At 45.5% G+C, this 15,599-nt stretch carries 11 protein-coding genes; 5 read left to right on the top strand and 6 right to left on the bottom strand.

Going from position 1 to position 15,599, the window contains the following annotated elements; all coding sequences use genetic code 11:
* Positions 1–30: 30 nt before the first annotated feature.
* Entirely contained in the window at positions 31–1,467 is a 1,437-nt protein-coding gene (locus tag CYJ37_RS08770) for a M20 family metallopeptidase (RefSeq protein WP_101549171.1), read from the top strand.
* Positions 1,464–3,005, top strand: a complete 1,542-nt coding sequence (locus CYJ37_RS08765; RefSeq protein ID WP_101549169.1) for an AbgT family transporter — start codon at positions 1,464–1,466, stop codon at positions 3,003–3,005. Before CYJ37_RS08770 ends, CYJ37_RS08765 begins: the two co-directional genes overlap by 4 nt.
* Before the next feature lie 156 nt (positions 3,006–3,161).
* Here the strand turns inward: CYJ37_RS08765 and CYJ37_RS08760 are convergent, their stop codons facing one another.
* The 5 genes from CYJ37_RS08760 to CYJ37_RS08740 all read right to left on the bottom strand — a co-directional run bounded on the left by CYJ37_RS08760 (position 3,162) and on the right by CYJ37_RS08740 (position 7,266).
* The gene (locus CYJ37_RS08760) at positions 3,162–3,539 is read right to left on the bottom strand and encodes a hypothetical protein (RefSeq protein ID WP_101549167.1); all 378 of its coding nucleotides are present in this window, start codon (positions 3,537–3,539) and stop codon (positions 3,162–3,164) included.
* 36 nt (positions 3,540–3,575) lie between these two features.
* The gene (locus CYJ37_RS08755; RefSeq protein WP_257964219.1) at positions 3,576–4,052 is read right to left on the bottom strand and encodes a hypothetical protein; all 477 of its coding nucleotides are present in this window, start codon (positions 4,050–4,052) and stop codon (positions 3,576–3,578) included.
* A gap of 154 nt (positions 4,053–4,206) precedes the next feature.
* Positions 4,207–5,037 carry a hypothetical protein gene (locus CYJ37_RS08750; protein ID WP_101549163.1) on the bottom strand — a complete coding sequence of 277 codons (831 nt, stop codon included), beginning with the start codon at positions 5,035–5,037 and terminating at the stop codon, positions 4,207–4,209.
* A 230-nt stretch (positions 5,038–5,267) separates the two neighbouring features.
* On the bottom strand, positions 5,268–6,668 hold the full coding sequence (locus tag CYJ37_RS08745) for a DUF4179 domain-containing protein (protein WP_101549161.1): 1,401 nt from the start codon (positions 6,666–6,668) through the stop codon (positions 5,268–5,270).
* On the bottom strand, positions 6,661–7,266 hold the full coding sequence (locus tag CYJ37_RS08740; protein ID WP_101549159.1) for a sigma-70 family RNA polymerase sigma factor: 606 nt from the start codon (positions 7,264–7,266) through the stop codon (positions 6,661–6,663). The genes CYJ37_RS08745 and CYJ37_RS08740 overlap by 8 nt, the downstream gene beginning before the upstream one ends.
* Before the next feature lie 97 nt (positions 7,267–7,363).
* Between CYJ37_RS08740 and CYJ37_RS08735 the strand changes: the two genes are divergently transcribed.
* The 3 genes from CYJ37_RS08735 (at position 7,364) to CYJ37_RS27115 (ending at position 9,605) form a co-directional block, all read left to right on the top strand.
* Positions 7,364–7,906 carry a sigma-70 family RNA polymerase sigma factor gene (locus tag CYJ37_RS08735; protein WP_101549157.1) on the top strand — a complete coding sequence of 181 codons (543 nt, stop codon included), beginning with the start codon at positions 7,364–7,366 and terminating at the stop codon, positions 7,904–7,906.
* Positions 7,896–9,215, top strand: a complete 1,320-nt coding sequence (locus CYJ37_RS08730) for a DUF4179 domain-containing protein (RefSeq protein WP_101549155.1) — start codon at positions 7,896–7,898, stop codon at positions 9,213–9,215. Before CYJ37_RS08735 ends, CYJ37_RS08730 begins: the two co-directional genes overlap by 11 nt.
* A 243-nt stretch (positions 9,216–9,458) precedes the next feature.
* On the top strand, positions 9,459–9,605 hold the full coding sequence (locus CYJ37_RS27115; RefSeq protein ID WP_180827286.1) for a hypothetical protein: 147 nt from the start codon (positions 9,459–9,461) through the stop codon (positions 9,603–9,605).
* Between the two features lie 100 nt (positions 9,606–9,705).
* On the opposite strand, the gene CYJ37_RS08725 is transcribed toward CYJ37_RS27115, so the two are convergent.
* Positions 9,706–15,270: a pullulanase gene (locus CYJ37_RS08725; protein WP_257964201.1), complete on the bottom strand. Its 5,565-nt coding sequence runs from the start codon at positions 15,268–15,270 to the stop codon at positions 9,706–9,708.
* Positions 15,271–15,599: the final 329 nt, after the last annotated feature.

Below are 15,599 nucleotides of genomic sequence, written 5' to 3'. Positions count from 1 at the left end.
ATATTTGACTTATTTTAAAGGAGTGACCTGATGACATCCCCCGTAAAAAGGTATTTATCTGAAAATAGACAAACTTTCGAAAAGATAAGCGAATACATCTACCATCATCCTGAAACACGCTTTGAAGAATATGATTCTGCTGAGTTCCTCGCAGCGGAATGTGAAAAAGCCGGATTCCAGGTTGAACGGAATGCCGGGAATATGGAAACAGCCTTTGTTGCCTCTTATGGCAGCGGTTCGCCTGTCATCGGCTTCCTCGGAGAATTTGATGCCCTTTCCGGCCTTGGTCAGGAGCCCGGCAAATCCTCTCCGGAGCCGACAGGAAAAAATGCCGGCCATGGCTGCGGCCATAATCTGCTCGGCACCGGTGCCTTTGCAGCAGCCTGTGCCGCCAAGAACTATCTTGAGGAAAATAATCTGCCGGGGACCATTAAATTTTTCGGATGTCCCGGTGAAGAAGGCGGATCAGGCAAGACCTTCATGGTCAGGGAAGGTGTTTTTGACGGAGTTGACGCTGCCCTTACCTGGCACCCGTCTCCGGCCAACAGCATCATGAGCTTATCTAGCCTTGCAAACTATCAGGTATTTTTCCGCTTCAAAGGGCTTTCCTCCCATGCGGCCAACTCCCCGCACCTTGGGCGGAGTGCACTTGATGCAGTCGAGCTTATGAATGTCGGGGTCAATTATCTCCGTGAGCATGTGATCCCGGAGGCGCGCATCCATTATGCGGTCACCAATACGGGCGGCATCTCCCCAAATGTGGTACAGGCGGATGCAGAGGTTCTGTATTTGATCCGCTCCCCGAAGGTCAAACAGGTTGACGACATCTACATGCGGGTGTGCAAAATTGCTGAAGGCGCAGCTTTGATGACTGAAACGGAGCTGACCATCGAGTTTGATAAAGCCTGCTCCAACTATATCCCTAACCGCAGCCTGGAGCGCATACTCCATGAAAACTTGCTTGAGGCAGGGATTGAAAAGCCGGACAAGCAGGAAGAGTTCTATGCGAAAAAGCTTTGGGACACGCTCTCTGAAGGCGAAAAAGAAAGCTATATTGATATTTTAAAAGGCTTCGGCTACATAGGGGACGGCAGTGAATTTGCCGGAAAATATCTGGCAGACACGATATCGCCGTATCAACCGTCAGACGGCATCCTTCCTGGCTCAACCGATGTCTCGGACGTCAGCTGGGTCATCCCGACCGCGCAATTGACAGCTTCCACCTCTGCTCTCGGAACCCCGCTGCATACCTGGCAGATGACAGCCCAGGGAATCAGCAGCTATGCCCATAAAGGCATGCTGCGGGCAGCAGAGGCGATGGCATTGACAGCCATCAAAATGCTGACGGAAAAAGAAGAGCTTGAAAAGGTACAGCAGGAATTTGCTCTATTCAGGGACAGAAATCCCTATACATGTCCAATTCCGGAAGGTGTAATGCCTTCCAAGCTATCGGAGGGGTCCTCATGAAACTTGAAAACCAGCCTGGAACAAGTCCACAGAAGAAGGAAGGCATTTTTCAGAAATTCCTGAACGGAATTGAAAAAATAGGCAATAAGCTGCCAGATCCATTTATTTTATTCGTCGTCCTGACGCTTCTTGTCATTGTCGCTTCAGCCATTTTTAAAGCGTTCGGTGCTACCGTCGTCCACCCCGGAACAGGGGAAGAGCTGCCCGTCAAGAGCTTAGCATCAGGTGAAGGTCTGCAGTATATCCTCAGCTCGATGCTCGATAACTTTACAGGCTTCGCACCGCTCGGCCTCGTACTGGCCATGATGCTTGGTATCGGCTTGGCCGAGAAAGTCGGTTTGCTTGATTATGCCATCAGGAAAACCATTCTGAAGTCACCGCCGGTATTGATCACTTATACTGTCGTATTTGTCGGAATCATGGGGAATCTGGCCTCAGATGCGGCCATGGTACTGATTCCGCCGCTAGCCGCCATGGTTTTCTACAAGGTTGGGCGCAACCCGATCGCAGGTCTCGCAGCAGGGTATGCTGCAGCCGGTGCCGGCTTCACAGCCAACCTTGTCATTACCGGGACAGACACATTGCTTGCAGGGATCTCCACGGAAGCTGCAAGGATCATTGATGACAGTTTTACCGTTTCACCTGTTGATAACTATTATTTCAATATTGTTTCCGTCTTCCTTCTTACAGTAGTCGGTGCCCTTGTCACCACTAAGTTCATCGAACCTCGCCTTGGCAAATATAAAGGTGATGTCGTCGAGGAAGCAGTCACTGAGGACCACCCGAAAGCAGGCAAAGGACTTCGCAATGCCGTCATCGCCGGGGGAGTTTATTTAGCCATCATCCTAGTCACTCTCTTCCTGCCTGACAGCCCATTGCGCGGCGAAGGCGGAACCATTGTCCCGTCTCCATTCATTGACGGCATCGTTCCTATTACCCTAATCTTCTTTATTGTGATCGGGGTTGCTTACGGTATGACAGTTGGAAATATCAAAACAAGCGGAGATGTTGCCAAATATATGGCTGAATCCATGAAGGATATGGCAGGCTATATCGTCCTGATTTTTGCCATTGCCCAATTCATCGCCTATTTCAGCTGGTCCAACATCGCGACATGGGTAGCTGTAAACGGCGCCGAATTCCTGAAGGACATCGAGTTCACCGGAATCGGACTCATTATCGGATATATCATCTTTACCGCCTTGCTGAACTTCCTGATCACATCAGGTTCAGCCAAGTGGGCGCTTGAGGCTCCTGTCTTCATCCCAATGTTCATGCAGCTGGGCTACAACCCTGCATTCACCCAGGTTGCCTACAGGATCGCCGACTCGTCCACAAACATCGTCACACCATTGATGCCCTATATGGTCATCACCTTATCATTCATGCAGAAGTACGATAAAAAAGCCGGGATCGGGACCTTCATCGCCCTCATGCTCCCGTACTCCATCTGCTTCCTGCTTACCTGGATCATCCTGATCCTCGTATTCTACTTCTTCGGCATTCCATTTGGGCCGGGGATTGGGCCGATGTTGTAAAAGAGGTTATTAGGTACCAGGTATACCAAAAAGACACTTTTGCTGTTTTGTCCACGGAGGGTACCTGGTACGCAGAAAAGACAAAGGGTACCTGGTACCGGATGAACGGGAAAAGGCCTGCAGCGAAGCTGCGGGCCTTTTTTTTTATTAACAAAATCATTGTGTCAGGTTATATTCCTTGTTCTGTTCGTCCCACACAAGAGAATGGTCATCAACATGCACATGCCACTCAGCGCCTTCTAAAACATTTCGAATATCCGCAAGCAGTGATGCCCAATGGTCCACCCCGTCAAACATGGCATCTTCACTATTATCGGGCAATTCAGTTGACCCCTCAAAAATTATATCAGGCTCCGAAGGGCTTTCGGGATCATAGATAAAAAAACTTGTCCAATTATGGCCTTCTCCGGTCCTTAAGTATTCTTCTATGTCATCATCGACGGAGTACCTTTCCAGTAATTGATCAATCGAATCTTGTTCAGCTGAAGTTAGTTTTTGTTTGCGTTTTGCTGTGTAGTAAATTGAAGTACTCACTTTTGAAGATCCCTCCATTATCGAAATTAGCAATGGTTATTCAGGAGAATAGATTTTAATTAATTCGCGTTTAAAATCCTCGTACATCAAAATTGCTTCTTTTAGAATTTCCTCTAATTCCTCATAGCTTCGATATACCGGCTTCTTTATTCTTTGTCCTGAAGGATTTAAAAATCTAGAATAGATACTCCAAGGACTTCCCAATTGCACCTCATTCTCATGATAAACAACCCAAATAAATTCTGTCATTCCAAGCTCTACACTAATATTGAACCATATTTTGTAATCGGGTGACTTGTATTCAACCCCTAGCTTAAAAAACTTTTCTCTTTTATCAAATTTGGCAGGATACCCTAAACTATTAAATATTTCTTCAACTTTATCTTTCTCATAGCTTTCCAGCCTATCTTCCATATCATTTGAATTTGCCTTATAACGAGCGGATAAACTTCTATACCGATCTTCAAATGAGATATTTTCTAATGCCATTTTGATTTCTGGTTTCATTTCCATACTCAATTTCTATTCCTCCATAAATCTTAGTACTACACCATATTCCTTGGCTATTTGTTTATATTTTTCTATATCAGCAAGGTTCCTATTGGTAGCCGGAATCTCAAGTACCAGCTTTCCTTCTAGTGGTTTCCCATCCAGTTCTGGATAGGCATTAGAAAAAAAAACCCGTACTATCCCCAGCCACCGGCTCCTTAAACCCAGGCACATCCATATCCGTCTTAACATCCCCGCCATCAGCTTTCGGCTTATTAATACTGACATGGATGTCATTATTCTGAATCGATCGGCTGATAACTGGAGCATCATCGCCAAAGATCTTCGCTTTTGTACCGGCGAACATCCCGGCGCCGATGAGCGGAATGGTGAGGAGAGCAACGACGGCTGCCCGCTTTCCGTTCTTCTTCCAGTCCACGTTTCCAGTCTGCCGCCACTGGCTGAAGGCATCAAAGGCAGAGGTGATTAGGCTCGTAGCCCCGCTGTATATCGCTGAATTTTTAACAATATGAACACCTTTGTTGATCTGGCTGGCGAGCTTGCGGCTGAACGGCTTCTTTAAAAGCTTCGCTGTGAGGCCGGCAATCCAGTTGCCGGGGCCTTTCATGAGGTTTGCCGGTCCAATGCTCCTGAAAAGCTTGGCCCCGAGCGGCCCCAGCACAGCTCCCATGGTAAAATTGGAAAGGAGACTTTCCCATGTAAAGGCGTCTTTTAATAGGCTGCTGTCGCCTGTAAAAAGGTAATGAAGGGTTCCATGGAGGAACGAGTAGGCGACTGCTCCTGCTCCTGTACCTGCGGCGAAAGCGAAAAGCCTTGGCAAACCAACCAATGATAGAAGTTTGCTGCCCTTAAGAAGCCTGAAGACAGCAAACCCGCCGAATACAGAAAGCGCCCCAGACAATCCGCCGGCGAGCATGCCCCAGGACACATACATTAATACTGCAGCTAAAACGGGAACGTCTTTTGAAAGTACTGTCAACTGCGACAAAATCAGGCAATGCCCCCAGTCCACTTTCTTGTAAAGTGCTGCTCCACATATCTTAACCTATGATTTTGTAGGCGCTTATTTACGAAAAAGGCTTGTGCTGGTATACACAAGCCTTAAATACAAAATACGGATTTTAATTAAGTCGCTGATCTCATATTTACTTCCAAGGTTCTTCCTTATCCGTTCCTTACAATAAAAGGTAGAGCCTATTCCCCTTTGAGAATAACGCTTTATTTAGAATTACTCAGCTTTTTTAAATCTTCCTTTTTAATAAGGATCTTCAGCTCCCAACCCTTAATCCACTCCGGGCTTTCATCGATAGCTATGAAATGAAGATTTTCATTATATGGAATTTTAAATTTCATAAGCTGGTTTTTCCGCTTGGCACTGTCCCTGTCACCTTCTTGCTCTACAGAAGTCTCCTTGCTTCTTTCCTTTCCATTGATCAGAGAAAAGTTCTTTTTCCTTTCTGGTACAAAATCTCCCTTTACATCATATTTAACCCAAACTTCTCCTTTTTTCTCTACAATTTCATTAATTAGGATTCCGCCATTTTCTCCTTGGGGCAGAAAAATAGGGAGCTTCTCGGTAATACTTATTATGTTTTCCTCCGGCTCTCCTTTTAAGAATCTTAAACTTATATATGGTTTAACTGTAATGCGTTTTGGGATACTGTCCGCAGGAGAATATAGGATGCTAGTTATGCGAGTACCCGTGCCTGATTCGTATTTATAGGATGAACCCGATTCATTTAGTGGTGTCAACAGCTTACCTTTATCATCATAAACTTTATAGGCAATCACTCCTGTTTCCTGGATTGCTTCTTGAGTTTGCTTTGTTTCAATATCCATCAGCATTCCGCTTGGTGAGAAAGTCATTTTCCTTATTCTGAAATCGCCAAGATTGCTTTTACGTACTATAGATGGCTCAAGTTGATAAATTTCTCCGATCCTTTTAATCGGGAACGAGAAACTCCAGCTGCCTTTTATAGTATCGCTTTCCATATCCTCCGTATTAATCAGTTCATCAATGCTGAGTTCAAAAGTAAAGGTTTCAGGAAGCTCTTTTTCAATATCGATGTTAACAATTTTATTAATCTTATTTCCTTCTCTTTCTATGATTTTTCCTCCTGAGAATCCAATATCCCCAGCATTTCCACCGTCTATCTTCATGTTATATGAAAAGAAGTCCAAGTCTTTAGCTTTGTCCTCATTCTGATTCTCGATAGCATATGAAGCAGAAATCCTTGCCCCATCAAAGAAAACCTCATTCATTGTAATCTTAATGCCATTGCTTTCAGCTGATTGATTGATCTGCTGGGGCTCATACTCTTTTAAGGCTTTTTTCTGTCCTTCATCTCCATGTTCTTTCAGCAAGCTTTCTAAGAATGGAAGTGCCGATGTGATATGCGGCTTAAGCGGTGTCTGCAGAAGGGATAAAAGGATTACAGCCAAAAGGACAGGCGTCATGATAGAAGCAGCAATAATTGTAAAGCTGGCTTTTTTCTTGCGCTCGATACTGCCGTTTTGTATCTTGGAAAACACAATCTTCCGATCCTCAGAAGAAAATTTCAGTTTTTCCTGTTCTTGCTTTGAATAAATCCTATTGATTTTTTTATCAGGATTATTCATAAATGAAACCCTCCTTTTTCAAAATCTGTCCCATTTGCTCATTTGCTCTTCTTAGCCTTGTACGTACGGTCGCTTCCGGAAGCTTAAGGACGGAAGCTATTTCGCTTATGCTGAGATCCTGAAAGTATCTCATGAATACCACTTCCCGATATTTTAGCTTCAATTTAAAAACTGCTTTTCTCACCGAGCTTGAAAACTCCTTATCAATAATGCTCGTTTCCAAAGAAGGCTCAGATTCTTTCTTTTCAATGGGCAACCCAAATGGAACCACCCTTCTGACAAGCGAACTTTTCAAATGATCCTTGCATTTATTTATCGTCACCCTATAAAGCCAGGACTTAACGTAATTTTCCTGGACTTCATTTAAATGCCTATATGCTGTAACAAATACATTTTGTACGATGTCCTTTGCATCCTCGCTGTTTTTCACGTATGAATAGGCAAGATACGTCAGTTCGGTGCCGAATTCGGCCATTAATTCTGCTAGTAATGCTTCCTCTTTCCCCTCGGGATATCTCTCTGAAATTTTGCCGGCTTTCATTTTTATCCCCCTTTCAACAATTAAACGAGGTGGATCACATTTTTTATTCAAAATCATTATAAAAGCCCCATTTACCAATTATAGTAAAATGAATACAGGGTTTGAACCCCCGTTTTTTTGCCATTCGTCTAATTATTATGAGAGGGGGGAAGGTATGTTGGGAAATGCCATCAACATAGAAAATGAAAATGCCGATATCTTACTCGACGATATCATGGAAGAGTTTGGAACAGATTTAACCATCCTGGCCTTTTCCTATGTAAAGGATATAGAAGCCTCTAAGGATATTGTTCAGACTGTATTTTTGAAATGCTTTATGCACATAAAAGGTTTTGAGAAAAGGTCGTCTTTGAAGACCTGGCTATACCGGATTACTGTCAATCAATGCAAAGATTACTTGAAATCGTACTATATCCGGAAGATTTTTCTGACAGATGATACAAAGGAGCAGGCAACAGAGCAAACACCAGAAACTATCACGCTGAGAAAGCTAAACGACCAGGGCATCGTCGACCACATCATGAGCCTGCCAAAAAAGTACCGGGAAGTTCTGATCCTGCGGTTCATCCACGAACTGGAGTCAAAAGAGATAGCAGAAATATTATCGGTTCCATTAGATACTGTTAAAACCAGAATCCGCAGAGCCAAGGATAAGCTGCGCCCGACTCTAAAGGAGGAATATTTTAATGAAGAATAAATCATCTTTAAAACAGGAGTTCATCAATCAATATGGAGATGGCCTGCAGTTTTCTGAAAGTGATAAAAAAGGCGTATTCCTTAAGATGGAAAAACAGCAAAAGCCTAAAAGAATAAAGCTTATTCCGGCCCTAACACTGGCTGCGCTGCCTCTTATTGCGACTATTCTTATTATCAGTTCCAACTCTTCTATCAATATTCATCCAGAGAAGCCTCTAAGCTCCACCATCGCGGACAGGGACGAAGCAGTGCATAATCCATTGGGAGATGCAGGGCTGCAGAATCTGCATAATGAAGGGAAATTCCAGGAGATAAACCAGACCGTTGAAGATAATGGCATTGCAGTCACCATTCATGAGGCCTTGTATGATGGAGACCGCATCGCTTTGATCTATTCGGCAAAAAAGAACAATGTACCGATGGAGCGTCCATACTTTTACGACAGATTAACAGTAAATGGAGATAATTCTTATAATTACTCAGGGGGTGCCCGCAGTATAGACAATGGGCCCCGTTACCTGCATCAGATTCATCCTTCCGAGGATTGGCCAGATCAATTTGAACTTGGGGTTCAATTATTCTCTGTTGGAGAACAAAAAGGAGAGTGGAACTTTGAATTTCCAATTGAGAAAGCAGTTGATGCCCTTGAGCTGCGGCCAACAGATACTGCCAGCAATGAGGAATGGACAGTTACTCTTGAAAAAGCTGCATTATCCCAAAGCTCCACCTTTCTAAAAGTAAATATGGCCACACCTGGATTAAAAGAGGAAGTCATGGGTCATCTGGATAGATTCATTTTTGAAGTGAAGGATAACAAAGGAAATATCCTTCCATTCATGACTATGGGAGGTACTTCCGGAGACGATATTACAGGCGAGTATATTGAAAAATACAGGCTATATTACGAGCCAATGAGCAAACTGCCTGAATCGTTATCCATCCAGCCTTATATCGAGGATGCAGACTATCATGAAGTATTGGATAGCCCGCTTAAACAAGAACTGCCTTTTTCTCTGCCCCAAGATAAATATGGCGGAATCACAATTACGGATATACAGCAAAAACAGGGGGAAACCTGGATAAAATACAAAGCGGACGGACCGCCAAGCCTTACACGCAGCCATCTATCATTAAAGAAAAAAGGAGAAAATGCCGAGATTGAACGGTTAGACAATTATACCAGTGATGAGCAAGGCTATATCCTTGCCCGGTTTAAAACAAATGACTCCCTGGATGAATTAATCGTGAGTATCTTTAAATCCAATATTAAAAAACTCGATGGCCTTACATTAGAAGTGGATGTTAAATAGTTATAGAGAGCTTCAGCCATATTGGCTGGCTCTTTTTGTCAGATGGTATTCTTGCTGTAAAAAAAAAATGCTATTAACAAGCGACGGCATTGATACTAAATATTTATAATAAACCTAACAGTGATACGAATGTCTCCTCCTGCGCTTATACGCCAATAAGTAACTAAATATTCAAAAAACATACATTTATCAGCAGGAAACTTCCTCCTTTTGCCGAATAATGACAAAAAAGGAGATGATCATATGGAGCAGGCTGCCGCAGAAAAATGGATTTGCTCTGCATGCAAATCTGAAATTGCTGATTACACGGAGTTTATTGATAATGATGGAGTTTGTGATGATTGCTACAGCATTCCTTTAAAGAAGAGGCGCGGATTGGTTATCAGGTAGGAGCTAATACAAAATGAATGAGAATCTTTCAGCACCCTGATGGGTGTTTTTTTATGAAAACAGGGAGACAGATTCACTGTCCCCCCGTTTTTTATGAGTTTTATTTTCTCCCCTTCTTCTTTTCATCTACTTTAATGATGAGGGTTGTTAAAGGTTCGATGGTGAGTTTGTTTTTCTTAAGAGAAAATCCTGATTCCTTCTTGACCGGCTTTGTGCCCGCTTCGTCGTTATCGGCCAGCACCTTGCCTTTCGATAGATCCAGATTCCCAAGCGTCAGGCTGCGGGCTTTGCTGTCCGCATTGACGAAGACATAATAGCTGCCTGTTTTGTCTGTGGACACATTTTTGTAAGCTATCAGCAGATCCTGATCCTTCATTTCCGGGAATTTCAGCAGAGAGACATTTTTATCTACGAGCTCTTTATCGCCGAGGCGGAAGGCGTTTGTTGACCTTCTCAGCTTTATCAGCCCTTCTGTGTATTCCCTTGTAACGTTGTTCACCTTGTATTCTCTGCTGTTCGTGGCTTTCTGCCAGTCGAACTTGTTGATCGCATCAGATGAATCATAAGAATCATGGATAAAGTATCCAAACGGAACCCCATTTTCATCTGTCAGCTCATGGTATTTCTGCTCCGGCACTCCTTCAGCGAGCCATTGCTTTGTCCGGCCGTATTCCTGGCCGGCATGCAGGAAGGCAGTTCCCTGCGAGGTCAGGATCAGCGAGTTGCCGAGGCGGATCCGCTTATGGATTTCCAGATTATTTTCCGGGATGGCCGGGTCTTTTTTAATAGACTGGGCGATTACATCATACAGCGGCAGATTATCGTGTGCGGCAATATACTGGACCATGTCGCCTGGATCATCATCTGCAGTGTTGGATGGCTGACCTTTGATATTATTGAAAATAACACCCAGATCACGGGCACCGCCTGTGATGAATCTCGGCTCCCCTTCCGAACCGAATCCGGATTTCAGCTCATTGCGGATTTCATCCGAAAATACACCGACATCATCAGTCTTATCCATCCAATCCTGATCTGCTCCCATTCCTTCAAGTGCCGGGTCGGCAAGATGACCTGCAAATGTCCGCCAGCCTTCGCCAATGAACAGGGCATCCGGATTGATTTCGGCAGCTGCATCATAAGCATTCTGAATGGACGGATAAGTTGCATCCCCCATCATATCGAAGCGCATGCCATCAATCTTGTATTCGTCAAACCAGTATTTCACTGAATCTACCATCAGCTTTTCAGCCATTGTATGGCTTGTTGCCAGGTTATTGCCGAACCCTCCAAGGAAATTGCCTTTGGCATCCTGGAAAGCATAATAGTTTGGCACAATATCATTGAGCGTGCTTGCTTTGGCCATATGGGTATAAACAACGTCAAGGACAACACCCATGCCGGCATCGTGAATTGCGTCGATTAGTTTCTTCAGTTCCTTCACACGCAGCTCCGCGTCTTCAGGATTTTCCGAGTACGCTCCGTCAGGCGAGAAATAGCTGTGCGGATCATAGCCCCAGTTATACTCGTTCCCTCCTGCTGAATATGTCATTTCCCTCTCGCCCATTTTCGTCTCATCGCCAAAATACCAGGCCATGACAGGCAGGAGCTGGACGTGCGTCACACCCATTGACTTAATATAGTCAAGCTTGTCGATGAATGCTTCGTAAGAGCCCCATCTCGCATCCAGATCGCCTTTGATGGAAGGATCGGAAGTGAAATCACGGACATGGACTTCATAGATAATGGCATCCTCGCGCTTTTCATACCCTTTGATTTTTGCATGATCAAAATGTTTCGGGTCTGTTCCCTTCAGGTCGATGATCGCCGCTTTTCCAACATCATCGCCGTCTGGTCCGGCTTCCCCTTTCGTGTTAACGGTAAAAGCAGCCATCGACTTCGCATAAGGATCAAGCACCTTTTTCGTTACTCCGTTATTGGTCACTTCATATTGGTAGTAATAGCCTTTCAAGTCCTTTACCCGAAGGTTCGATGGCTTGATTTCTTTTGACCAGACGCCTTTTTCACCAAGCTTGAGATCAAAACTGCCGATCAGCTTGCTAGCGTCTTTTTTATCATAGAAATTGGCCGTAACCTTGCTTGCTGTCGGCGCCCATAGCTTCAGCACCGCTCCGCCTTTTTTGTAGGTAGCTCCAAGATCATCGCCATCATAGCTGTACAGCTTATCAAGCATCCGCCAGCCTGATGAAGCAGAAACTGTGCGGCCGGAATAGGAGACGGAAAGCGGCAGTTTCTCAAGTTCGAATACTGCTTTAACTTCAGCCGTTTTATCACCTGTAATCTTTGCACTTGTAATGGGTATTTCTTTACCGTCCTTATCCTTGATGGACAAGCCGGCTTTCAATCCGTCTGCAGTCAATCCTTCTGTCATGGTAAAATTCAATAGAATCGTATCTTCTGAGATGACTTCTGCAGTGGTCATCCCTGATGCCACGTCTCCATATGGTGAAATATAGACCAGATCGTCTCCCTGCTTGATCCAAAGCTGATTATATTTATCCAGCAGGCTGAAGGTCTTGTCACCGGCATCCTTTTCCCCATTGCTTTCGTTCACGATAAGGAAGCCCAGTTCCTTGCCATCTTCCTTCAGTTCGATGTCAGCATACGCCCCGTACCGGTCTGTTCCGGTAAAATCAGCTGCGCCAGCAGGCCAGTTTTCTGAAGGAGCTGCTGAATCGCCCCAGTGCCATAGTCCAAAGTCATCATAATCCCGGTTCTCACGGGTATAATGGATGCGGACTGTGTTTTCTGGAAGATCGACAGGTTCATAGGTAAACACCTGATCAGATCCCTGCTCTATCCAGATTTCATTCATCTCCGGCGAGGAAATAGTGAAGCTCTTATCTCCGCCGTCCTTGCCTGCATCCCCTTTGGACACATCCATGATAAGGAAGCCGATATTTTTGGCTCCTTCAGCAAGGGGTACATCAATATAGGCACCATAGCTGTCTTTCTTTTCAAACATAGTAGCACCGACCGGCCAATTGGCTGACGGGGACTTCACGTCATTCCAGAGCCATGCCCCGTAGTTTTCATAGCTGCCGTCGGCACGGTTATAGTGGATGCGGACAGAGTTCTCAGGAATCGGCTCGATTTCAGGTTCCTCGCCCTCTTCCCCGCTTTGAAGCGATGCTCCTGTGATGCTGCCGGTATCCACGGTCAGCAGGACAGTGCCGCCATCTGAGTTGGCCGGGATTGTCAGAATAACTTCTCCAGCTTCGGTAGTTTGATAGTTTTGATCAGAATAATGGTCTGTTACTGTGGCTGTTTTTGAATCAACAGCCAACTTAATGGTTTTTGCCTTATCCGCTGTGTTTAGGCCGGCATACACGGTCTGCTCCCCATAGCTGCGGGCAAACAGCAGGAATTGCTCCTTGTCAGAGCCGCCAGTCACTGTACGGTCACCTTTGGCAAAAACCTTGGAATGGTCCTTCCTGAAGTTAAGGATCTTTTTATAATGCTCGAGCATGTCATTATCTTCCACTCTATCCCATGCAAAATCGTAGCGGTTGTCATACTGAGGATAGTTGTTGGCGCCTGTCTGTCCAAGCTCTTCTCCGTAATAGATGACAGGCTGGCCTTTTGCCGTTGCCTGCAGGGAGGCTGCTACCTTCATTTTGCCCTTATCACCGCCGAGTGAATGCAGGAAACCGTCCTCGTCATGGCTGCTTAAAAACTGGCCCAGTGTTGCGGTGTTATCCACTTTTGCATTCCGGGCAGCAAGGGCATCATTGGCGGCCTTCAGCTTGCCGTTTACAAAATTGCGGGCTGTTTCTTTGAAGCCGAAGTCCAGCAGGGAATCCATCATTCCGGACTCGAGGTAGCCAAAATCATTGCCAGGTGCTGCACCCCATGCTTCCCCGATCATTTTGAATTTCGGCATTTTTTCAGTGAGCGCATTCTTGAAGCTCATCCAGGTGGCGTCCTCCACATGCTTGACGGTATCCACACGGAAATAATCGATTGTATTGCCGTTTGCCGTTGTTGCTTTTTCAATCCAGTCTGTCTGCCAGTCGATGATCTGCTTTCGGACAGCAGGATCCTCTGTTTTAATATCCGGCAGGCTGGACAGCTCGCCAGCCACTTCATCGCTGCCCACATTACCCTGGCGGACGATATCCTTGAAGCGGCTCCGGTCTTCATCATCCGGGTAGCCTGGCGGAGGGTTTTCTTTGCCGGCATCCAGCTCTTTGAGGCCGTATCCGGTATGGTTCAATACAACATCCACCATGATTTTAATGCCGCGCTCATGGGCTTCGTCGATGAGGGTATGGAAGTCCTCCATTGTGCCGAAATGAGGATTCAGCTTGCTGAAATTTTCCGCCCAGTAGCCGTGGTAGGCATAGTATGGCTCGCCATCGGCCTCACTGTCACGGACATCATATTGAATATTTTCCACGACCGGAGAGATCCAGATCGTATTGACGCCAAGCTCATCAAGGTAGTCCAGCTTTTCTGTTACCCCTTTGAAATCCCCGCCCTGGTAGGCGCCGCGGGACTCGTCATAATTCAGTCCGTATGGATCATTATTGGAGGAATTGCCGTCAAAGAAACGGTCTGTCAGCATAAAGTAGATGACTGACTCATCCCAGTCGAAATCAGCTTCGCCGGCAGATTGCCGTGTTTTGATTTCAATCTCGGCATTCCCGCTATATTCATTGCCATAAGAATCTACTGCTGTAACAGGAATCTTTTTCACACCTGCGGTAGTGCTGTCATCTGCAGCAATGGTGATTTTGCCGAGTGAAGGGTCGATTTCCAGCTGATCAGGACCTCCCAATGAGGAAGTATCAGCGAGAATTTTAGTAATCTTCACCTCGTCAGTCTGTCCTGCTATATCCACACTCAGGACAGCATTTTGGCTATAATCGATGGCTGCTGGACTGGTTGAAGCAGATACTGTCAAGTCAGCCTGCTGAAAGTCGATGGCAGAGATACCGTCCTTGGTGTTATAAGGATCTGTGACCTCTGTTGTCTTGCCGTCTTTGGTAACAAGATAAGAGTACTCATGCTTCCCGTTCGGGATATTTTCGTATGTAAGCATGAATCGCTCGTTTTCCGGCTCATACACCATCTCTTGTGTTTCACCGTTGAACTTGAGTTCAACTTTTTCAATAGAATTCATGCTGTCATTGGCAAAAAGCTCTTTATCGCGGTAATAAAAAGTGGCATTGCCTTTGTTGATAACAGGCGCTGATCCGTCCGGGACAATCCGGATCTTTTCCACACCGCTCGTGATGTATGCTTTTGTCAAACTGTCATTTTTGTTCACAGGAATGAAGCGGTCGCCAAATTCCTTTTCCGCAGTATCCCAGTCCTCTGTGCTACGGAGCACAAAGCCGAACTGCTTTGTTTCAGGGGCAACAGCAATATTGACGGTCGCAACCCCGTTTTCATAGGATTCAAAATTAATCTGGTCATCCTTCACGCCTGTGTTCCAGGCCCAGATATTCCAGCCGTCATATGTCTTGTCATCGCGGGTATAAGTAAAACGGACCTGCCGTTCAGAGGTTTGTGCCGCTTCAGGGGTGTCGGATGCTTCTGTTTCAGCTGCTGCCGCACGTGCCGGCATAAATGGCAGCCACAGGCTTAATAGCATAATGGCCGACAGGAAGATGGACAGTGGGCGTCGGTTTTTTTGCATGAATTGCTTTCCTCCTTTTGGTTGGTTGGATAGGATAAACTTTGTTCGGGGGTGCCTCCTTTCTGTCGGAGATAGCCCTGCAGCGCGGGTTGCGAAAGCGTTTGCACAAAGTTGCACAGTTGGACAGAGACGATATTGTTTTAAAAGGATGCTGAAGAAAGAATGATGTTGGTACCAGCGAAGGAACAATTGTGCAAGCGCTTGCAGGATTGATAAGAAAATTTTACAATAACCGGCAATCCCTTACAACGGAACAAAGTCCTATAATGCGGCCGGGTGGGCCGGGGGGTCAGGTCCCTTGGCCCAAAACAAAAAATGAGCCGGGGGGT

The sequence above is a fragment of the Bacillus sp. UMB0728 genome (assembly GCF_002858875.1).
Classification (GTDB): Bacteria; Bacillota; Bacilli; order Bacillales; family Cytobacillaceae; genus Bacillus_AB; species Bacillus_AB infantis.
This window is presented reverse-complemented; position numbering and strand designations above follow the sequence as displayed.